This is a genomic window from Rahnella sp. BCC 1045 (genome assembly GCF_019049615.1).
GTDB classification, from domain to species: Bacteria; Pseudomonadota; Gammaproteobacteria; order Enterobacterales; family Enterobacteriaceae; genus Rahnella; species Rahnella contaminans.
Genome location: NZ_JAFMOZ010000121.1, coordinates 38,217 through 59,588 on the forward strand (window position 1 = coordinate 38,217; position 21,372 = coordinate 59,588).

The following is a 21,372-nucleotide window of genomic DNA, read 5'->3' on the forward strand; positions in this document are numbered from 1 at the left end:
ACAGGAAGTAAACCGGATGTCTTATGTTTAGCCCGCGTGGTCTTAAGTTGTCGGAAGTGAAGAACGAAACGCTGGCCGGATTTGTTGTTGCGGTGTCGATGATCCCCGAGGCCGTCGGGTTTTCGCTGGTGGCGGGGCTTTCGCCCATTGTCGGCTTGCACACCGCTTTTATCATCGGGCTGGTGACCGCGCTGTTTGGCGGCAAACCGGGTATGGTGTCGGGCGCAGCGGGCTCCATCGTGGTGGTGCTGATGAGTCTGGCAGCGCAGCACGGTATGGGATACGTGCTGTGGGCGACGATATTTGCCGGTGTGATTCAGATTCTGATTGGCGTATTTCGGCTCGGTAAGTTTATCCGGCTGGTGCCGCTGCCTGCGGTACACGGGTTTGTGAACGGGCTGGCGATTGTCATTATGCTGGCGCAGCTCCACATGATTGCCGGGCAGGGGCCGCTGATGTACATGCTGGTGCTGCTGGCGATCCTGGTCGTCGTGCTGTTCCCGAAGCTGACCAAAATCATTCCCTCTTCGCTGGCGGCGTTGATTGTGGTTTCCGCCGTGGCAATTGGATTTAACCTGCACACGCTGCGGGTCGGGGATCTGGCGGATATCTCCGGTGCATTGCCGCACTTCAGCCTGCCGGTCGTGCCGTTCAGCCTGGAAATGCTGAAAGTGGTGCTGCCTTATGCGGTAGTGATTGCGCTGGTCGGGCTGATTGAATCGTTGCTGACCATGACGGTGCTCGATGAAATGGGTGGCCAGAAAGGTAACGGTAATCGCGAAAGCATCGCGCAGGGGGCGGGCAATACGATTTGCGGTCTGTTCGGCTGTTTCGCCGGTTGTGCGATGATCGGACAGTCGATCATAAACTTCACGTCGGGCGGGCGCGGGCGAATTTCCGGCACGGTCGGCGCAATTTTGCTGATTCTGTTTGTGGTGAGTCTGTCCGGTTACATTGGGCTGCTGCCGGTCGCGGCGCTGGCCGGGATTATGCTGGTGGTTTGCTACAACACGTTCGAATGGAGTTCTTTACGCCGTCTGCGACGCATGCCGAAAGCCGATGCGCTGGTGATGCTGATTGTCACCGTCATTACGATTTTCACCGATCTGGCGGTTGCGGTCATCAGCGGTGTGATTATCTCGGCGCTGGTTTTTGCCTGGCAACAGGCTCGCATCCGCATCCGCGAGAAGAAAACCAAGGGCGCGCTGACGGTGTATAAGCTGGAAGGGCCGTTGTTCTTTGGCTCAGCGGCGTCGTTTTCAGAACTGTTTGAACCGCAGAATGATACGCAAAACGTGGTGCTGGATTTCGCCGGTACGCGGGTGATGGATTCGAGCGGCGTCGAGGCGATTGATAAGCTGACCACGCGGTATCTGGAGGCCGGAAAGACAATACGTCTGCGCCATCTGAGCAACGACTGCGTAAGCCTGCTGAAAAAAGCGGGGCCGTTTTGCAGCCATGAACTGGATGACCCGCAGTATTATGTCGCGGAAGATAACCTCTGACATTCAACAGGTGCCGCTCAAAACGGCACCTTTTTTATTCTGGCTCCGGCACGTTGTCCGGCTCACCGCGTTTTACCGATCTCCGTCTCATCCATAAGAAAGTCCTATAACTCACTCATAAATATCGAAAAGAACCGTGATCCTGTTCACGTTTTGTTCGCATTTCATCATGCTAGGGTTTAATTAGTCCTTAGTTAGGATTAATTAAAAAAACCGGCAAGTTTTCCCGCCGGACTTCGACAACGCAAGATTGCCACCGGAGTTAACGATGAACGGGATAGACTATTTTGTCATGGCGCTGTACGCGCTGATGATTGTGATGACCACGCTGTGGGCCATGCGGCGCGTGGGTAACACCAGGGATTTTTTTGCAGCCGGGGGCAAAATGCCCTGGTGGCTTTCAGGGATTTCACACCATATGTCAGGATACAGCGCGGCGGTTTTTGTCGCCTACGCCGCCGTGGCCTATAAGTACGGGCTGACTATTTATTTCTGGTGGGCGTTCCCGATTTCAATTGCGGTTTTCATCGGGTCAGTCATTTTTGCGCCACGCTGGGCGCGACTGCGCATTCATATGAATATCGAATCGCCAATGGAATATCTCGCCACACGATATAACGTGCCGACGCAGCAGATTCTGGCGTGGAGCGGGGTGTCTCTGAAAACCTTCGACGTGGGCGCTAAATGGGCGGCGATCGCCATTATCATCAATGTGTTTACCGGGCTGGATCCGCTGGTCGGGATTGCGATTTCCGGGGTGTTGTGCCTGTTTTATACCGTGCTCGGCGGCTTATGGGCCGACGCCTGTAACGACTTCGGGCAGTTTATCGTCCAGTTTATTGCCGCGATTGTGATGGTGGTGGCCGTGGCCTTTCATCTGGGCGGATTCAGCAACCTGCTGACCATCTGGGACCGGCTCCCCGCAGGTCATACGGACATTGTGGCCGGGCCGTATTCGATGGGCTTTATTCTGGCGTATTTCGTTATTTATACCCTGAGCTACAACGGCGGTACCTGGAATTTAGCGCAGCGTTTTATCGCCTCTCCGCGCGGAAAGGATGCCCGCAAAGCGGCGTTGCTGTCTTCCGCGCTGTATCTGGTCTGGCCGCTGATTTTGTTCTATCCGATGTGGGCCGCGCCGTTGTTATTCCCGGATATCGCCGACCCCTCTCAGTCTTATTCCATCATGGCGATGCAGTTGCTGCCCAACGGCCTGATCGGGCTGGTGCTGGTGGCGATGTTTACGCACACGTTGTCGATGACGTCTTCGGATTCCAACGCGATCACGGCCGTCGTCACCCGCGATATTTTGCCGGTATTGCTGCCGAAACGCTTTGGTCAGGGACAATCTTCGCTGCTGGTGGCGCGCGTCACGGTGGTGTTGTTTATCCTCACCACGTTGCTGATTGCCATAAATGCCAGCCGTTTTGGCGGCGTGTTGTCGCTGCTGATTGTCTGGTTCGGCGGGCTGGTCGGGCCGATTTCTATCCCGATGCTGCTGGGGCTGTTGCCGTGGTTCCGTAAATGCGGATCAGTGGCGGCGATTACGTCATGGGCAGCCGGCGTTTCGGCCTTCTTCCTGGTGAAATTCGTCGTTCCGGACATGAGTACGGCTCAGGTCGTCGCCATACCGGTGCTGTTATCACTGGCGGTCTTTGTCCTTGGCGGTTTACTTCGCCGCCGCCCGGTCAGCGCGGAGGTTGATGTATTACTGAATGCGCTTAATCAGGATCAGGCAGAAGAGTTGCCTGCGCCGGAAGTCGCTTCCGCTTATCAGACCGAATCCCGGTAACCAGAATCACGTTAAATAAATAACAAAGCAGGTTTTACTATGACATCACCACTGTACGTTACGCAGGCGGGACGCCTGAATGTTGAAGTCTTCACCCGTCGCGAAGACATGGGGCAAGCCGCTGCCCGCGATGCGGCGGAACATTTGCGGCAACGTCTTCAGCAACAGGCGCGCGTGCGGATTATTTTCGCCGCCGCGCCGTCACAGAATGAGTTCCTGGCGCATCTGGCGCAGGCCGCAGATATTGACTGGGCGCGGGTGGACGCGTTTCACATGGACGAATATGTCGGGTTACCGGAAAATTCTCCGGCGCTATTCAGCCATTATCTGACGGAGCATCTGTTCGATATCGTCAGGCCGGGCGCGGTTTACAAAATTCCGGCGGCGGGTGAACCGGTGCAAAACTGCGCGGAATATGCCCGCCTGCTGCAGCAGGCTCCGGTCGATATGGTCTGTCTGGGAATCGGGGAGAACGGGCATTTAGCTTTTAACGATCCGCCGGTGGCGAATTTTGACGATCCGCTGCCGATGAAAATCGTTGAGCTGGATGGGGTATGCCGTCAGCAACAGGTGAACGATGGCTGTTTTCCGTCGCTGAACGATGTGCCGGTGCATGCACTGACGCTGACAATCCCGACGCTGATGGCGGCGGCACGATTATTTTGCATGGTGCCCGGCAAGAATAAGCATCAGGCGATTAAGCAGACGCTGACCGCACCGCCGTCGGCGGCCTGTCCGGCGACGGTGCTTCGCACGCATCCGGCCTGCACGTTGTATACCGATATCGCGGGTTTCGGGGAGTTAGCGGATGAGTGAAATCACGTTACGCGGCAGGGATTATCGTACACAACAGCCGGTTGAGATTGTGGCGCATAACGGCAATATCAGCCAGATTCGCCCGGTAACGGGTGGTGAAAATCTGCCGCTGATCGCACCGGGTCTGGTGGATTTACAGGTCAATGGTTACGGTGGCGCTGACTTTAACAGTTTTCCTTTCAGCGTCGGTTCCGTTAAGCAGGTGGTGCAGGCGCTGTGGCAGCAGGGCGTAACGACGTTTATGCCGACGGTGATCACCAACGGCGCGGATGAAATTACGGAAATGGTCAGCACGCTGGCGGCGGCTTGCCGCGAGTTTCCGTCCGTCGGGGCATCGGTTGCCGGTATTCATCTGGAAGGCCCTTTTTTATCCGCGCAGGACGGCCCGCGCGGCGCACATAACCAAGCGCATATTCAGGCCCCTGATTATGCTTTATTTCAGCGCTGGCAGACGGCGGCGGACGGACGGATCCGCCTGATCACTCTGTCGCCGGAATGGCCAAATGCGGACGATTTTATTCGCCAGTGTGTCGCGGATAATGTGGTGGTATCCATCGGCCATACCGCCGCCAGCGCAGAGCAAATTGCCTCGGCGGTGAAAGCGGGCGCGCAGATGTCGACGCATCTGGGGAACGGTGCGCATCTGACGTTGCCGCGGCATCCGAACTACATCTGGGAGCAGCTGGCGCAGGATGATCTGTGGTGCGCGATGATTGCCGACGGCGAACACCTGCCGCTCTCCGTGCTGAAAACCTTTATACGGGCTAAAAATGGCAGGGCGCTGCTGGTCAGTGATGTCACCAGCCACGCCGGAATGCCGCCGGGACATTATCATTCGCATATCGGCGGGGATGTGGTGCTGAGCCCTGAAGGACGGCTGTCGATGGCGAACAATCCGGCGCTGCTGGCCGGTTCGGTTCAGGGGCTGTTATACGGCGTCAACACGCTGCTAAAAAATGGCATCGTTCCGCTGCCGGAAGCGGTTCAGATGGCGTCAGTCCGGCCAGCTTCCCGGCTGAATCTTCCGGTCGCTCAGGGGCTTATTCCCGGTGCACCGCTGGATGCCATTCTTCTGCGCGAGGATGAAAGTCACGCACTCCGGCTGCTGGCGACGTACAAAAACGGGGCGGAAGTCTGGCGGGGTGAATAGGTTGACGGGCGGATCCTCAGTCATGTAATAATGCGACGCTACGGTGTAACGCGATGGAAAGTCATGACATGAAAGACTCAGGCAAAGGACCCGCGCTGCTGCGCCAGTACAATGAAAAGCGTGTACTGGCTTATCTCCGCCAGCAGAAAATCAGCTCCCGTCTGGATATTTCCCGGGCGCTGGCGTTAAGTAAAAACACCATTTCCCTGATTGTTGATGACCTGCTGGCGATGGGCTACGTGGAAGAACAGGGCGTGGCGCAGACCAGCAGTATCGGACGTCCGAAAATTCACATTGCGCTGAACCCGTCGTCAATCAAAGCCGCAGGCATCATGATCGAGCGCCAGCGTCTTCACTGGATGGTCTGTGATTATTTCTCGCAGACCATTGATGAAAAAACCTTTTCCCTCGACACCTCCCAACCGCAGTCCGTGTTGGCGGAAATCATGCGCCATTGTCAGCAGCTACAGCAGGCGTGGCCCGGTCTGGTCGGCATTGGTGTCGGTTTTCCCGGCATCATCGACCATCAGCAGGGCATTTTGCATGTGTCCTCGCATCTGGGCTGGGGCGAAGTCAACCTGCAACCTTTACTGACCTGTGCAGATAACGTGCCGGTCAGCGTCTGGAATAACGTCAAAGCGGCGGCGCTGATTGCCCGCGAAGGCGAAAGCGCCAATGACAATGACGCCCGTTTTTATCTGCGAATTGGCGAAGGGATTGGCGGCGCGCTGTTAACCGGACATGGCGTATATTCCGGCGGAAGCTGGACGGCGGGCGAGGTCGGCCATTTAGCGGTACTGCCTGACGGGCCGTTATGTTCATGCGGTCAGCGGGGCTGTCTGGAATCCCTGATCGGCCTTTCGGCCATCAACCGGCAACTGGAACAGCGTCAGCCGGGGCTGAACTGGGATAACCGCCAGCAGTCGGCCGAAATTGTGAATGAGGTGATGTCGCAGGCCGGGCAACTTCTGGGTAAAGCGCTGAGCCAGATTATTCATTTAATGAATCCGAAAACGTTGCTGATTGATTGCCCCTATAACGTTCATCCTTTATTTGTTGAAAATACGCTGGCCGCAGCGCAGCAATTTACGCTGACGTTTCCGTTCAGTCGCACGCAAATCACCTTTGTTACCGAACGGTTCAATCCCGCGCGTGGCCTGGCGCTGGCGATGTTCCGGCGTTTTGAATCCGTCTCCCTTACGTAATCCCTTCAGACACCAAACCGCCGACAGCGGCTGCGCCTGGCAACCGGCGTGCCGTAAGATAATCGCTTACATTTAGTGGCAAAAAAGCGGCTAAATTCATATCGCCGAAAATTCTGTAATGTTATACGGTTACGCTCGGTTAATTCGACACGAACTGGCGCACAGCCAGCATGGCGGATTATTTTTTCTCCTCTGCCGGAGCGGACATGATTCTAAATAAAGCATCAGGAACGGACGATGCCAGCAGGCAGCTGCGCTTTCAGTCCGCCGCTTCCCACACGCGCTGGCTGAGCGGGCTGATCCACGCCGTGATGGTGATCAGCAGCGTGTTGTATCTGATATTGCTGATGTTGTATCTGGTCACGCCGGAGTCGGTCTGGCCGTGGGTGGTCGGGAATATCATGGCGGCGATGTGGGTTTGCGCTGCCTCGCTGCAATGCGCCCGGCGCATTACCCGCTGGCGCGAGCAACACTTTGCCTCCCGTAACGGCCTGGCCGGGCCGCAAATTCCCCCCGGATTTTCTCAGCGTCTGGCCTCCCGCGCGTGGATGCGCCCGCTATTACGCTATGTCGATGCGCACGTTTTCTTTCAGGCACTTCCCGCATTAGCCGCTTTGCTGCTCATCGCGCTGCTGTGGCAGTTGCCGTTACCGGTCAATGAAACCGGGAATACGGGCTATTTCGCCGGTTCTTTCTTTATTCTTTGCGCCTTCGCCGTGCTGGTGCTTGAGCGTCACTGGACGTTAAAAAATCCGCAGGAATGGCCGGAAGCGGCAAAACTGGCACCGCTGATGCGCATGTTAATTGGCGTCTTTTTGCTGACGGCGCTGGCCCTGATGTTTGCGCGAGGAACCGCGGTATGGCCCGCACACCTGCTGGTGCTCACCGGATTGTTACCGGCGCTGGTGGCGCTGGAGCTTTTCCTGCGGGCGCTGATCGCGGTATTTTCACCGCCGCGAGAAGACAAAGAGCCGGAGTTTATTGCCGGCAGCCTGCTGGCGGCGCAACTCTGCTGGCCGCCGCGTCCGCTACAATTTGTGCAAAACGAACTGCATCAGCACTTTGGTATCGATCTCCGCCAGATTTGGGCGCTCCGCTTTATGCGTCGCGCGCTGTTGCCGCTCGGCGCAATCCTCCTGCTGACCGGCTGGCTGCTGACGGGAATCAGCGAGGTACCGCTGACCCAGCGCGGGATCTATGAATCCTTCGGCAAACCGGTGGCCGTCAGACAGCCCGGTTTACATGCCGGGCTGCCGTGGCCTTTTGGCCGCACGCTGATGGTGGATAACGGCGAAGTGCATGAACTCACCACGGGTTCAGAAGAACCGCTAACCGCCACACCCGCCGCGGTGGCAGACACAGCTGAAGGTCCCGCGCCGGAAAGCGCGAACCGGTTATGGGATTCCGGCCACAGCAGCGACAAATCACAAATCATCGCCAGCGCAGCGAATGACCGGCAAAGTTTTCAAATCATGAATATGGACGTCCGCTTCGTGTACCGCATCGCCATGAATGATGACGCGGCGATGGCGAGCCTGTATCACACCGAAAATATGCCGGTGCTGATCCGCAGTATTGCCAATCAGGTGCTGGTGCATGATTTCTCCTCGCGCACGCTCGACAGCCTGCTGGGCAGCGATCAGACCCGTCTGGCCGGAGATATCGGGCAAAAAGTGCAGGCGCAGCTTGATCATCTCAACAGCGGGGTGGAACTGCTGGCGACGGTGATCGAGTCGATCCATCCGCCTGCGGGGGCGGCGGACGCTTATCACGGCGTGCAGGCGGCACAAATTCTGGCGCAAAGTGCGATTGCCGGTGAGAAAGGTCAGGCCGCACAGCAGCTGAATGCCGCGCAGCAATTTGCCGGGCTGGCGCAGGATGCGGCCACCGCACAAAGCCATGAAAATCTGGATCAGGCGCAGGTCATGGCGCTCTCCTTTAACGCCGAAAATCAGGCGTATCAGACCGGAGGACAGGCGTTCCTGACCGAACGCTATTTCAGCCGTCTGACGCTGGCCATGCAGCAACATCCGAAGGTGTTGATTGTCGATCATCGCATGGGGGGCGGGACGCCGCCGGTGCTGGATCTGAGAAATTTTACCCTGCCATTTACGCCCGGAGCGGATAAAGCGGCGCATTCTGTCAAAGCGGAGACTACCCGGTGAGTGATTACCAACAACCTGAAGGCCACGGACACGATCACGACGCGCACCACGGGCATCATCACGGTGCCGGTCATCACCATCATCATTCCGGCCCCGCGGCGCCCAAACTCTGGCGACGGGTCACGATTGCCACCGTCCTGGTGGCGCTGATTGCCGCCACGGCCTGTCTGGTGCAGGTGCGTTCCGGCGAAGCCATGGTGATCACGCGCTTTGGCAATCCGGTGCGCGTACTGTTGCAACCGGGGCTGGCGTGGCATCTGCCGGTTCCGCTGGAAACGGCGATCCCGGTGGATTTGCGTATCCGTACCACTTCCAGCGGTTTGCAGGATGTTGGCACGCGCGACGGGCTGCGGATCATCGTTCAGGCTTATACCGTCTGGCAGGTGAAAAACGATCCTCAGCACGTGCAGCGTTTTATCCGCGCGGTACAAAATCAGCCGGATATGGCGGCTGCGCAGATACGGACGTTTATCGGCTCGGCGCTGGAAACGACCACCAGCGGTTTTGCGCTGGCTGACCTGGTGAACACCGACGCCAGCAAAATCCGGCTTTCCGGTTTTGAGCAACATCTGCATGACCAGATCGCCCGCCAGCTGCTCGACAGCTACGGCATCGAACTGGTGCAGGTTGGCGTTGAGCGGCTGACGCTGCCGTCAGTGACCTTAGATGCCACCGTTGACCGCATGCGGGCTGAGCGGGAAACCATTGCTACCGAGCGCTCTGCCGAAGGCAAGCGTCAGGCGGCTGAAATCCGGTCTTCCGCTGAACGTGACGCCCGCGTTATTAAGGCGGATGCCTCAGTCAATGCGGCCAATATCGAAGCGCAGGCACAGGTGCAGAGTGCGGCAATCTACGCCAGGGCCCGCGCCGGTAATCCTGAACTCTACGATCTGCTGCGCTCGCTCGACACGCTGAGCAGCGTCATCACGCCGGGCACGCAACTGGTGCTGGGCACCGATGCGGCACCGTTCCGCCAGCTGGTCGAAGGCCCGCCTGCATTACCCGCTGCCCCGGCTAACGGAACGCGCCCATGAATCCGTTATCCCGTTTTCAGGGAAATGCGTGGTTTCAGGCGGGGCGTCTGGCGTATCTGGCGCTGTTCGCCATGACGCTGATTGCTGCGGCGAGCTGGCTGTTTTCCAACGTCCGGCAGATAGAGCCGGACAAGCGCGCGGTGGTGATGCGGTTTGGTGCCGTTTCGCGCACGGCGGGAGCCGGGCTGTTGCTGGCATGGCCGGAACCGCTGGAACAGGTTGAAATCTTACCCGCGGCCGATCGGGTGATCGAACATCATGTCACCGCCTTGCTGAGAACCGACATTGTGCCCGCATGGAACAATACCGGTGGCGAGAAAAGTGATGCCGTCGCCGGTGCGGGATATTTACTGACCGGAGATTCCGGCGTGGTTCAGCTGGATGTACAGGTGTACTACGTGATAACCGATCCGGTGGCATTTGTGCTGCAAGGCGAACACGTGTTACCGGCGCTTGACCGTTTAACCGGGCATGCGGCGGTGGCGATTTGTGCCTCACGGGATCTCGACACCATTCTGGTCGCCCGGCCGGAAATAGCTGGCAACGGCAACAATATCGCCGAACGCCGCGAACGGCTGCGCGGCGATTTGCGTCAGGGCATAAATCAGCAACTGGCGGCGCTGAGCGCGGGCGGGAGCAGTACCGGTATCGAAGTCCGCCGCGTTGACGTGCAGTCGTCCCTGCCACCGGCAGCAGTGGATGCGTTCAATGCGGTGCTGACGGCCAGCCAGCAGGCGGATCAAAACATCGCCAGCGCCAGTAATGAGGCGGCGCGTGTTCATCAGGACGCCGTTCAGTCGGCAGACCGCGCTTTACAGGTTTCCCATGCCAGAGCCAGCGAGCAGATTGCCCGGGCGTCCACAGATACCGCGACCATAGTACAGCTGGCCGGCGACCATTCGCCGGAATTGCTGTGGCGTTTGTGGCGTGAACGGATGCCTGCGATCCTCGCGCATGCCGGCAGCGTCACTGCTGTTGATCCCCACGACGACGCGCATCTGATCCTGCCGGGGCCAGACCGTCCGACATCTCAACCCTGAGGTATTGCTTCCGTGACTTCTTTTTCCTCTGAAGAACCGCACACGTCGCCCGCAAAAAGCGTGCTGTTAACGCGCCATGAACAGCGAAATATGGCGGTGCAGCTTTTGCTGGCGATGGCCGCATTTGGTCTGTTGCTGTGCGGCTGGCTCTGGAAGTGGCTGTATCCGCAGCAAAGCGACGTCGGGCAAATTCTGTTTGGCGTGGCGTCACTGCTGGTCGCGGTGCCGGTGCTGCGTTCGGCAATTTACAGCTTACGCAGCCCCAGTCTGCACGGCGTGACCGATCAGCTGATTGCCATCGCGATGCTGGGGGCGTGGGCAACCGGCGACCTGATGACCGCCGCATTGCTGCCGGGCATTATGATTTTTGGTCATATTCTGGAAGAGCGTAGCGTGATCGGTTCGCAGGAAGCCATTGACGCGCTGAGCCATCTGACGCGCAGCCGCGCCCGGCGGATTTTGCCTGACGGTGAAATTGAAGAAATCGATAACCACCAGCTGCGAACCGGCGACCGGGTTGAAGTCCGCGCTGGTGACCGGTTGCCCGCCGATGGCCGTGTGTTATCCGGCAGCGCCAGTCTGGATACTGCGCCGATCACCGGCGAATCCGTGCCACAGGAAGCCCGCGCAGGCGATGACGTTTTCGGCGGGGCCATTAATCTCGACGGATTACTCAACGTTGAAGTCACGCGCACCGGCGCGGACGCCACGCTGGGTAAAGTGATTGCGCTGATGCAAAAAGCCGAACACGCCAAACCGCCGATCACCCGTTTGCTCGAACGCTATGCCGGGCAATATCTGGTGCTTATTTTACTGATTGCCGCCGCGACCTGGTTTATCACGCGTGATGCCCATGCCATGCTGGCGGTACTGGTGGCGGCCTGTCCGTGCGCGCTGGTGCTTTCCGCGCCCGCCACGGCCATTGCCGGGATCGCGGTGGCGGCGCGTCACGGGATCCTGATCCGCAGCTCCGCATTTCTGGAAGAACTGGCGGACCTGAACGCCATCGTTGTCGATAAAACCGGCACGCTGACGCACGGTGAACTGCATTTGCAACGCACGGTGCTGGGCGCAGAGGCGTCTTCGGATGCGGTGTTCCGGCTGGCGGCCAGCCTGGGTGCGGCGAGCAGCCATCCGGTCAGCCGTGCGCTGGCAAAATTACTGCCGCGTGAACAATATTTACCGCTGGACGACGTGTCAGAACAGCAGGGCATGGGCGTGCGTGCGCGTACCGCACAGGGCGACGCGCTGTTAGGGCGCCCGGCATTTTTCAGCCAGAACAATATCCCGGTGAATAACGAACCTGAACACGACGGGCCGCTGGTCGGGCTGGCACTTAACGGGCGTTTTCTCGGCTGGCTGCTGCTGGCCGATTCGCTCAGGCCGGAGGCGCAAACGGCGCTGGCTGAACTGCGTCAGCTTGGGCTGCAAAGACAACTTTTGCTGACCGGCGATCGCGCCAGCGTAGCCAACCGTATTGCCGGAGAACTGGGCATCAGTGATGTCGTTGCGCAGGCGTTACCGGAAGATAAACTGCATCAGGTTTCAGCCGAAATCGCACAAGGGTTCCGGCCAATGGTGGTCGGGGACGGTATCAATGATTCTCTGGCGTTAAAAGCGGGCGTGGTGGGCATTGCAATGGGGGCGGGTGGCAGCGATATTGCGCTGGCTTCCGCCGACGTGGTGCTGATCGGCAGCGATCTGCGGCGTCTCGGGACTTGCGTTCGGCTGAGCCGTGCCTGCCGTAAGACGCTCAAAATCAATGTTTTCATCGGGCTGGGCTGGACGCTGGTAGTGATGGCAGCGGCGGCTATGGGGTTACTCGGCGTGGCCGGTGTACTGATTGCCGCTTTATTGCATAACCTGAGCACCTTGCTGGTGCTGGGCAATGCCGGACGCTTACTGCGGTTTGACGAACCCCTGTAAGTCAGTCAGTGAAAATTAAAACGGGCGCAAAAGTTGCGCCCGTCAGCAGGAATAGCGGTCAGCCTGCGCGGATTAAAGTTCGGCTTTAAACGTGTGCAGACGACGCATGGTTTTTTCCAAACCGTCTTTCATCAGCAATTCAGTGCAGCGCAGTGATTCATCAATCGCATCATCAATCAGCTTCTGTTCACTGGCTGGCGGCTTGCCCAGGACAAATCCCACCACTTTGCTTTTATCGCCCGGATGGCCGATGCCAATGCGCAGACGGTAGAAATTCGGATTACCGCCGAATTTGCTTTGAATATCTTTCAGGCCATTGTGGCCGCCGTTGCCGCCGCCAAGCTTAATTTTCGCCATGCCCGGCGGGATATCCAGTTCATCGTGCGCGACCAGAATTTCGTCCGGCTCAATGCGGTAGAACTGCGCCATCGCCAGAACGGCTTTACCGCTCAGGTTCATGAAGGTGGTCGGCACCAGCAAACGAACGTCCTGACCTGCCAGGGATAAACGCGCGGTATAGCCAAAAAACTTACTTTCTTCTTTTAACTGCTGGTTGTGCTGGCGGGCCAGAAGATCAACATACCAGGCGCCCGCGTTGTGGCGGGTTTGGGCATATTCGGCTCCGGGATTGGCCAGCCCGACGATCAATTTAATGCTGCTCACGGTTTTCGCTTCTTAATCGGGTGAGGTTTAGCGGGGTAGTTTACCTGTCCGTTTTCGCTGTGCCAAATATCCGGCCACGTTATTCGGTTAAATGGGGTCGTTTCTGAATAGTTTCCAAAGTTAATTATTAACTCTCCGAATGTATCTGACTGGAAAACGTAAAGAATTGTCATCTAATGTTCTCTGTCTGTGATCGTGACCGCAAAGTGAACCGGATGGGACGTCTATAGTTAAGGCAGGAAATGACAAGACAGCAATGATGCTAAGACTATCGACAACCGGAGGTGACAGATGAAACGTAAAACCGCAATGAGACTGGGCAATGCCCTGATGGGACTCGGTTTGCTCACAATGGTCGGTGGCGTTGGTTATTCCATTTTAAATCAATTGCCTGAACTGGGATTACCGCAGTTTATGGCTCACGGTGCTGTCGGCAGTATTTTCATCGGGGCTATTTTGTGGCTGGCCGGTGCCAGAGTCGGCGGGCGCGAACGCGTTGCAGATCGCTACTGGTGGGTGCGTCACTACGACTCACGGTGTTCAAACAGTAAGACACATCGCCATTCCTGATTAAACGGCCTGAAAAGAAAAAACCGTTGTCGCTCACGCTTCAACGGTTTTTTGCATTTCTGAATCAGTCAGTTTTTACAGAAAACAAAACGCCCCTGAAAAGGGGCGTTGTGATTAATGCTCGAACATTGCAGAAATGGATTCTTCATTGCTGATGCGGCGGATAGCCTCAGCCAGCATGCCTGACAGGGTCAGGGTGCGTACTTTTTTCAGTGCGCGGATTTCTGCGGACAGCGGAATGGTGTCGCATACAATCACTTCGTCGATGACGGAGTTTTTGATGTTTTCCACTGCGTTGCCGGAGAAAATTGGGTGAGTTGCGTAAGCGAATACGCGCTTAGCACCGCGTTCTTTCAGTGCTTCAGCGGCTTTACACAAGGTGCCACCGGTGTCGATCATGTCATCAACCAGCACACAGTCACGGCCCGCGACGTCACCGATGATGTGCATCACCTGAGAAACGTTGGCACGTGGACGGCGTTTATCGATGATAGCCATGTCGGTATCGTTAAGCAGTTTCGCCACGGCACGGGCACGAACAACGCCGCCGATATCCGGGGAAACAACGATTGGGTTTTCCAGATTTTGTTGCAGCATATCTTCGAGCAGGATAGGGCTGCCGAAAACGTTGTCTACTGGTACATCAAAGAAGCCCTGAATCTGCTCTGCGTGCAGGTCAACGGTCAGAACGCGGTCAACACCGACGCTGGACAGGAAGTCAGCCACAACTTTCGCGGTGATTGGCACACGGGCAGAACGCACCCGGCGATCCTGACGTGCATAGCCGAAATAAGGAATAACGGCTGTGATACGACCAGCGGAGGCGCGGCGTAAGGCATCAACCATGACGACCAGTTCCATCAGGTTATCGTTAGTAGGCGCGCAGGTGGACTGGATAATGAAAATATCTCCGCCACGTACATTTTCGTTAATTTGCACACTTACTTCACCGTCGCTGAAACGACTGACGGCGGCGTCACCAAGGCTGGTGTATAAACGGTTGGCAATACGTTGTGCTAGTTCCGGGGTGGCGTTACCAGCAAAAAGCTTCATATCAGGCACGAGAAGAACCTCAGGCTTGCGTCCAGGGAAGACATTGGCTTTTGGCACCACCGGGCGGTGAGCGGTACCAAAGCATTATGCTCACGATACTTCTAAATCTTACTGCTTAAACAAAAACCGGTGAATAATTCGCTGGCAAAGAACAGACACATAGCCGCTGTGACTCTCTACGCTTTGCCCGCAGTTCTCAACCCGGCTTCGCGAAAACGGTGTAACGGTGAAACGTTGACACCGCGTGCAACAAAACCCCGACTCCATGCCGGGATTTCATTTAAAACCTGACGGGCTTCGGATTCGGTGTCGAATTCGGCAAACACACAAGCACCTGTTCCGGTCAGTCGCGACGGCGCGTATTCTAACAGCCAAGAAAGTAGCTGTTCAACCTCGTAAAAACGTTTTCTCGCAATCGGTTCGCAATCATTTGCGTAAGGCGTGTTCAAAAGCACATTTACAGGGCGTTTTGGTGTATTTCTGGTCAGTTCCGGATCGCCGAAAATTACCGGGGTCGGAATGTGAACACCGGGATGAACTACCAGGAACCATTTTTCGTCCGGTGTGACCGGCTGCAAGATTTCACCAATGCCTTCGGCAAACGCGGCAAAACCCATCACAAATACCGGCACGTCCGCGCCCAGCCTGATGCCGAGTTCGGCCAGTTCCGTATCTGTCAGCCCGCAATTCCACAAGGTGTTCAGGGCAACCAGAACGGTTGCGGCGTTAGAGGAGCCGCCACCCAGGCCGCCGCCCATCGGGATCTGCTTTTGCAGGGAAATATCTGCGCCAAGCGGGTTTCCCGTGTGTTTCTGCAAAAGACGAGCGGCGCGCACCACCAGATTTTCGTCGTCTGAAACGCCTTCAACCGGTGTGGTCAGGGCGATAACGCCGTCGGTGCGCACGTTAAAACTCAGGCTGTCGCCGTAATCGAGAAACTGAAACAGCGTCTGCAAATCATGGTAGCCGTTGGGGCGCTGCCCGGTGATATAAAGGAACAAATTGAGTTTAGCCGGAGACGGCCACAATTGCTGCGTCATCTCAGTTTAATGTCCAGTTATCCATTTTCAGCTTGATGCGCTGTTCGCCCTGGGTCATTTCCAGACGTTGCGGCAGGGACGGTTTGGCGTCGTCGTCATAGGCCTGATACACCACGGTGCCGCTCTGACCATTCTGGCTGAACTTAACCTGGGAGAGACGATACTGGCTGTCGAGGGTGAAATCAGTGCCATCACCCGGCAGGCCAAGCATCCACAAACGCAGGTTGGACAGCGGAATCGACATGCCGGTCAGCTTACGGATCATATCGTCAGGATTGTCGCTGGTGTAATGCTTTCCTTCGTTATTGGTCAGCTGCGCGATACCACTTTGCACTTTCAGCTCCATTTCGGTGCTGCCAAGCGGATTGGTCAGCAGCAGACGGTAGCTTTCCGGGGAGTATTGTTGCCAGAAGAAGCGGGCATAGACTTTCTGTTTATCGGAAATGTAAGCGAAAGAGCCGCGGGTCTGATAATGCTCGAGTTGTTTGACCTGAGCTTCATGTTCACGCCATTGCGGAGACGTCGGGCTGGTCGCCGGACCTTTCGGCGCATTAATCGAACACGCAGCAAGCACTAAACTTGCCAGAGGGAGGAGGCGAACAAAATGTGTTTTACGCATTGGCATAACAGGTTAAATCCTTTGTGCTTTGGCGGCGGTGGCTTTTATAAACAGAAAAGGGGCCAGTCAAATACGGCGTGCGCTAGTTTAGCACAGCCAGCGCATCGGGTGATCGGCACCCGGTACAGATGATCGACGATCGGAGAGTTTTGGGACAATACTGATTTGTAAATGGATTTAACGTTAGATGCTGTACGGCTTTTATTGATCCCGCGCATCTTGTAGAATGCGCAGCAGACGTAAACCCATACTATTATAAAGTATAAGTCGATAATCGCTTCCCATATGACCCTGCTTGCATTAGGTATCAACCACAAAACCGCCCCGGTGTCTCTGCGTGAACGGGTAACATTTTCACCCGAGACTCTTAATCAGGCGCTCTCCAGTCTGCTCCAGCAACCGCTGGTGCAGGGCGGAGTCGTGTTGTCTACCTGTAACCGTACGGAGCTCTATCTGAGCGTCGAACAACAGGAAAACCTGCAAGAACAGCTGGTTAAATGGTTATGCGATTATCATCATCTCAGTGAAGATGAAGTCCGTAAAAGCTTGTACTGGCACCATGATAATGACGCCGTCAGCCATCTGATGCGCGTGGCGAGCGGGCTGGATTCGCTGGTATTGGGCGAACCGCAGATCCTCGGGCAGGTCAAAAAAGCCTTCGCCGAATCGCAAAATGGCCGTGCCGTTTCCGGCGAACTGGAACGTCTGTTCCAGAAATCCTTCTCCGTTGCCAAGCGTGTCCGCACTGAAACGGATATCGGCGCAAGTGCTGTTTCCGTCGCTTTCGCCGCCTGTACGCTGGCGCGCCAGATTTTCGAATCCCTTTCTGAAGTGAATGTGTTGCTGGTCGGTGCGGGTGAAACCATCGAACTGGTGGCGCGTCATCTGCATCAGCACAATGTCCGTCATATGATGATTGCGAACCGTACCCGCGAACGTGCGCAGGCGCTGGCAACGGAAGTTAACGCGGAAGTAATCAGTTTGCAGGATATTGATTCCCGTCTGGCCGAAGCCGACATTATTATCAGTTCTACCGCCAGCCCGCTGCCGATTATCGGAAAAGGGATGGTGGAACGAGCGCTCAAAGCGCGCCGTAATCAGCCGATGCTGATGGTCGATATCGCCGTTCCGCGTGATATCGAACCGGAAGTCGGTAAGCTTGCCAACGCGTATTTATACAGCGTTGATGACCTGCACAGCATTATTCAAAACAATCTTGCCCAGCGCAAAGCCGCTGCGATTCAGGCGGAAACCATCGTTGAGCAGGAAAGCTCAAACTTCATGGCCTGGCTGCGTTCGCAGGGAGCCGTTGAAATTATTCGTGATTATCGCTCACGTGCTGATATTATTCGCGCCGACGCACAAGCAAAAGCCTTAGCCGCCATCGCGCAGGGCGCTGACGTCGAAGCGGTGATCCAGGAATTAGCCCACAAATTGACCAATCGCCTTATTCACGCGCCAACCCGTTCTCTGCAACAGGCAGCCAGCGACGGTGATGTGGAGCGTTTGCAAATTTTACGCGACAGCCTCGGGCTGGATCAGCAGTAATTCTCCTTTTCTCACAGGGTTAAACACCACGCATGAAGCCTTCTATTGTTGCCAAACTGGAAGCGTTACAAGAGCGCCACGAAGAAGTGCAGGCGATGCTCGGCGATGCCAGCGTCATTGCCGATCAGGATAAATTCCGCAGTCTTTCCCGCGAATACGCTCAGTTAACGTCTGTTTCCGAATGTTTTCTGGCCTGGCGTCAGGCGCAGGAAGATTTAGAAACTGCCGAAATGATGCTCGACGATCCCGAGATGCGCGAAATGGCGCAGGACGAAATCAAAGACTGCAAAGCTACCCTCGAAGATCTCGAACAAAAATTACAGCTTCTGTTACTGCCGAAAGACCCTGATGATGAACGCGGGTGTTTCCTTGAAATTCGTGCAGGAACCGGTGGTGATGAAGCGGCGATTTTTGCCGGTGATTTATTCCGCATGTACAGCCGTTACGCAGAATCGCGTCGCTGGCGTGTGGAAATCGTGAGCGCCAACGAAGGCGAGCACGGTGGATATAAAGAAGTCATCGCCAAAGTGAGCGGTGAGGGCGCGTACGGCCAGTTCAAATTTGAATCCGGCGGCCATCGCGTTCAGCGCGTTCCGGAAACCGAATCTCAGGGACGTATTCATACGTCAGCCTGTACCGTTGCCGTGATGCCGGAAATTCCGGAAGCCGAATTGCCGGAAATCAACGCCGGTGATCTGCGCATTGATACGTTCCGTTCCTCCGGCGCGGGTGGTCAGCACGTTAACACCACCGATTCTGCCATCCGTATTACCCATATTCCGACCGGGATTGTGGTGGAATGTCAGGACGAACGTTCTCAGCACAAAAACAAAGCCAAGGCGATGTCCGTGCTCGGTGCGCGTATCCGTGCGGCAGAGGTGGCGAAACGTCAGGCGGAAGAAGCCTCTACGCGCCGAAACCTGCTGGGCAGCGGTGACCGTTCTGACCGTAACCGTACCTACAATTTCCCTCAGGGCCGCGTGACCGATCATCGCATCAACCTGACAATTTACCGTCTGGATGAAGTAATGGAAGGCAAACTCGACTCGCTGATCCAGCCGATTGTGCAGGAGTATCAGGCCGATCAGCTCGCAGCACTTTCTGAGCAGGACTAATGGATTTTCAGCGCTGGCTGCGTGAGGCTACGCGCCGTCTGGCTGCGGGTGAAAGCCCGAAGCGTGACGCTGAAATCCTGCTCGGCTTTGTGACTGGCCGGGCAAGAACCTACATTATGGCTTTTGGCGAAACACCGCTGACGGCCACTCAGCTTTTACAACTGGAAACCCTGCTGGCGCGACGCGAGCAGGGTGAACCCGTTGCCTATCTGACCGGTGAACGTGAGTTCTGGTCGTTGCCGCTGTCGGTTTCTCCCGCCACGTTAATTCCGCGTCCGGATACCGAATGTCTGGTCGAACAGGCGCTTGCCCGTCTGCCGTCTGAGCCGGTGAAGGTACTGGATTTGGGGACAGGAACGGGCGCGATTGCGTTAGCGCTGGCCAGTGAGCGGCCTGACTGTCAACTGACCGGTATCGATTTGCAGCCCGACGCGGTAACGCTGGCGAAACACAACGCGCAAAAGCTGAATATCACCAATGTGCGTTTTTTACAGGGCAGCTGGTTTTCGCCGGTCGCCGGTGAAACGTTCGCCCTGATCGCCAGTAATCCGCCGTACATAGACGCCTCGGATCCTCATCTTGCGCAGGGTGATGTCCGTTTTGAACCGTCAAGCGCGCTTGTGGCAGAAAATGCCGGTCTGGCTGATCTGGCTCATATTATTCAGACGGCACCCGCGTATCTTCAAAAAGGTGGCTGGCTGTTGCTCGAACATGGCTGGCAGCAGGCGGAAGACGTACAAAAACTGCTGTGCGATGCCGGTTATCAGCAAGTTTCGACGGTGAAAGATTATGGCGGCAACGATCGCGTCAGCCTCGGACAGCGGACTTCGTAGTCAAAATCATTGAATTTAAAACGATAAAAGAAGGAAACAGGCAATGGCGTATGTCTGGATAAAGCATCTCCATCTGGCCACAATCACCCTGAGTATTGCGCTGTTTGTTTTACGATTTTTTTGGAAATGGTCGGGTTCTGCTATGATGCAGAAACGCTGGGTGAAGATAGTTCCGCACATTGTGGACACCTTGCTGCTTTTAAGCGGCATTTCGCTTATCTTCATCACGCACTTTTATCCGTTCAGCCCACAGGGAACCTGGCTGACCGAAAAGATTTTTGGCGTTATTATCTATATCGCGCTGGGCTTTGTGGCCCTGAGCAAGCGACCTGTTAGCCAGAAAACCCGCTGGCTGGCCTTTATTCTGGCGCTCGCTTGCCTGTATCTGGTTCTCAAACTGGCGCTGACGAAAATACCGCTTCTAATGGGATAACTATGAGTACCCTTGCTGATTTTGAATTTAACACTACCCGGCTCAGTACCGGGGTGATCAAAGTAACGGAATCTGTGCGTTTTGATTTCAATGCGGACGATGTGCGCCAACAGCTGCAAACGCTGGTTGATGAAGCACGCCGCGTGGTTCCTGAGGACCTTGATCAGGATCAGCAGCTTGAAGTGTTGATTGAACTGTTTTACCGCACCTGGGGATTTGGTGGCGCGGGCGGTGTTTACCGCCTTTCGGACGCTATCTGGATCGACAAGGTGCTGGCTTCGCGTCAGGGCACGCCGGTTTCGCTGGGCGTGATTTTCCTGCACATCGCGCATGAGCTGGATTTACCGCTGATGCCGGTCATCTTTCCGACACAACTGATCCTCCGCGCTGACTGGATGGATGAAGAAATGTGGTTGCTCAATCCGATCAACGGCGACACGCTCAATGAGCACATGCTTAACGTGTGGCTGAAAGGGAATCTGGGCGTGACGGCGATTATCGAAGATGATGATCTGGAAGAAGCCGATAACACAATGATCGTGCGTAAAATGCTCGACACGCTGAAAGCGGCGCTGATGGAAGAAAAACAGTTCGAACTGGCGCTGCGGGCGAGTGAAACGGTTTTACAGTTTGATCCGGATGACCCGTATGAAATCCGCGACCGTGGTCTGATTTATGCTCAACTGGAGTGTGACCACGTGGCGATTTCCGATCTCAGCTATTTTGTTGAGCAGTGCCCGGAAGACCCGATTTCAGAAGTGATTAAAGTGCAGATCCACTCGATTGAGCACAAGCAAGTCACGTTGCACTGATTTTAAGTTACCTTACGTTATCACCGGATAAATGCTGATGAGACAACGCGTTG

Annotated in this window: 19 protein-coding genes; 15 read left to right on the plus strand and 4 right to left on the minus strand. The window is 56.1% G+C overall.

Going from position 1 to position 21,372, the window contains the following annotated elements; all coding sequences use genetic code 11:
• The first annotated feature begins 23 nt into the window (after positions 1-23).
• The 9 genes from J1782_RS10130 to J1782_RS10170 all read left to right on the plus strand — a co-directional run bounded on the left by J1782_RS10130 (position 24) and on the right by J1782_RS10170 (position 12,633).
• On the plus strand, positions 24-1,505 hold the full coding sequence (locus J1782_RS10130) for a SulP family inorganic anion transporter (protein WP_165057628.1): 1,482 nt from the start codon (positions 24-26) through the stop codon (positions 1,503-1,505).
• A 268-nt stretch (positions 1,506-1,773) separates the two neighbouring features.
• Positions 1,774-3,297 carry a sodium:solute symporter family protein gene (locus tag J1782_RS10135; protein WP_217153078.1) on the plus strand — a complete coding sequence of 508 codons (1,524 nt, stop codon included), beginning with the start codon at positions 1,774-1,776 and terminating at the stop codon, positions 3,295-3,297.
• A 39-nt stretch (positions 3,298-3,336) separates the two neighbouring features.
• A complete protein-coding gene (locus J1782_RS10140; protein WP_217153079.1) occupies positions 3,337-4,113 on the plus strand; it encodes a glucosamine-6-phosphate deaminase in 777 nt (258 codons plus the stop codon).
• Complete coding sequence (locus J1782_RS10145) at positions 4,106-5,263, plus strand: N-acetylglucosamine-6-phosphate deacetylase (protein WP_217153080.1); 1,158 nt, start codon at positions 4,106-4,108, stop codon at positions 5,261-5,263. Before J1782_RS10140 ends, J1782_RS10145 begins: the two co-directional genes overlap by 8 nt.
• Before the next feature lie 68 nt (positions 5,264-5,331).
• Entirely contained in the window at positions 5,332-6,468 is a 1,137-nt protein-coding gene (locus J1782_RS10150) for an ROK family protein (RefSeq protein WP_217153081.1), read from the plus strand.
• 206 nt (positions 6,469-6,674) lie between these two features.
• The gene (locus J1782_RS10155; protein ID WP_217153082.1) at positions 6,675-8,633 is read left to right on the plus strand and encodes an SPFH domain-containing protein; all 1,959 of its coding nucleotides are present in this window, start codon (positions 6,675-6,677) and stop codon (positions 8,631-8,633) included.
• Complete coding sequence (gene hflC / locus J1782_RS10160; protein WP_217153083.1) at positions 8,630-9,667, plus strand: protease modulator HflC; 1,038 nt, start codon at positions 8,630-8,632, stop codon at positions 9,665-9,667. Before J1782_RS10155 ends, hflC begins: the two co-directional genes overlap by 4 nt.
• On the plus strand, positions 9,664-10,707 hold the full coding sequence (gene hflK, locus J1782_RS10165; RefSeq protein ID WP_217153084.1) for a protease modulator HflK: 1,044 nt from the start codon (positions 9,664-9,666) through the stop codon (positions 10,705-10,707). Before hflC ends, hflK begins: the two co-directional genes overlap by 4 nt.
• Before the next feature lie 12 nt (positions 10,708-10,719).
• The gene (locus tag J1782_RS10170) at positions 10,720-12,633 is read left to right on the plus strand and encodes a cation-translocating P-type ATPase (RefSeq protein ID WP_217153085.1); all 1,914 of its coding nucleotides are present in this window, start codon (positions 10,720-10,722) and stop codon (positions 12,631-12,633) included.
• A gap of 72 nt (positions 12,634-12,705) precedes the next feature.
• Here the strand turns inward: J1782_RS10170 and pth are convergent, their stop codons facing one another.
• Positions 12,706-13,296 (minus strand): aminoacyl-tRNA hydrolase, encoded by a 591-nt coding sequence (gene pth / locus J1782_RS10175; protein WP_192938081.1) that lies wholly within the window; start codon positions 13,294-13,296, stop codon positions 12,706-12,708.
• Between the two features lie 291 nt (positions 13,297-13,587).
• Between pth and ychH the strand changes: the two genes are divergently transcribed.
• Positions 13,588-13,866 (plus strand): stress-induced protein YchH, encoded by a 279-nt coding sequence (ychH, locus tag J1782_RS10180; RefSeq protein ID WP_152326296.1) that lies wholly within the window; start codon positions 13,588-13,590, stop codon positions 13,864-13,866.
• A 114-nt stretch (positions 13,867-13,980) separates the two neighbouring features.
• Here the strand turns inward: ychH and prs are convergent, their stop codons facing one another.
• The 3 genes from prs to lolB all read right to left on the minus strand — a co-directional run bounded on the left by prs (position 13,981) and on the right by lolB (position 16,584).
• Positions 13,981-14,928, minus strand: a complete 948-nt coding sequence (gene prs / locus J1782_RS10185) for a ribose-phosphate diphosphokinase (RefSeq protein ID WP_013575591.1) — start codon at positions 14,926-14,928, stop codon at positions 13,981-13,983.
• 167 nt (positions 14,929-15,095) lie between these two features.
• The gene (ispE, locus tag J1782_RS10190; RefSeq protein ID WP_217153086.1) at positions 15,096-15,959 is read right to left on the minus strand and encodes a 4-(cytidine 5'-diphospho)-2-C-methyl-D-erythritol kinase; all 864 of its coding nucleotides are present in this window, start codon (positions 15,957-15,959) and stop codon (positions 15,096-15,098) included.
• A 1-nt stretch (position 15,960) separates the two neighbouring features.
• Positions 15,961-16,584, minus strand: a complete 624-nt coding sequence (gene lolB / locus J1782_RS10195) for a lipoprotein insertase outer membrane protein LolB (RefSeq protein ID WP_152326294.1) — start codon at positions 16,582-16,584, stop codon at positions 15,961-15,963.
• Positions 16,585-16,863: 279 nt separating this feature from the next.
• Here lolB and hemA point away from each other — a divergent pair, with 279 nt between their 5' ends.
• From hemA to sirB1, 5 genes are read left to right on the plus strand one after another with little or no spacing between them, the layout of a single operon-like run.
• A complete protein-coding gene (gene hemA / locus J1782_RS10200; RefSeq protein WP_217153087.1) occupies positions 16,864-18,126 on the plus strand; it encodes a glutamyl-tRNA reductase in 1,263 nt (420 codons plus the stop codon).
• A gap of 32 nt (positions 18,127-18,158) precedes the next feature.
• Positions 18,159-19,241, plus strand: coding sequence for a peptide chain release factor 1 (gene prfA, locus J1782_RS10205; protein ID WP_152326292.1), 1,083 nt, complete (start codon positions 18,159-18,161; stop codon positions 19,239-19,241).
• Entirely contained in the window at positions 19,241-20,074 is an 834-nt protein-coding gene (prmC, locus tag J1782_RS10210; protein ID WP_217153088.1) for a peptide chain release factor N(5)-glutamine methyltransferase, read from the plus strand. The genes prfA and prmC overlap by 1 nt, the downstream gene beginning before the upstream one ends.
• A gap of 43 nt (positions 20,075-20,117) precedes the next feature.
• Positions 20,118-20,507 (plus strand): SirB2 family protein, encoded by a 390-nt coding sequence (locus tag J1782_RS10215; RefSeq protein WP_152326290.1) that lies wholly within the window; start codon positions 20,118-20,120, stop codon positions 20,505-20,507.
• Positions 20,508-20,509: 2 nt separating this feature from the next.
• Positions 20,510-21,319: an invasion regulator SirB1 gene (gene sirB1, locus J1782_RS10220; RefSeq protein WP_152326289.1), complete on the plus strand. Its 810-nt coding sequence runs from the start codon at positions 20,510-20,512 to the stop codon at positions 21,317-21,319.
• Positions 21,320-21,372 lie beyond the last annotated feature (53 nt).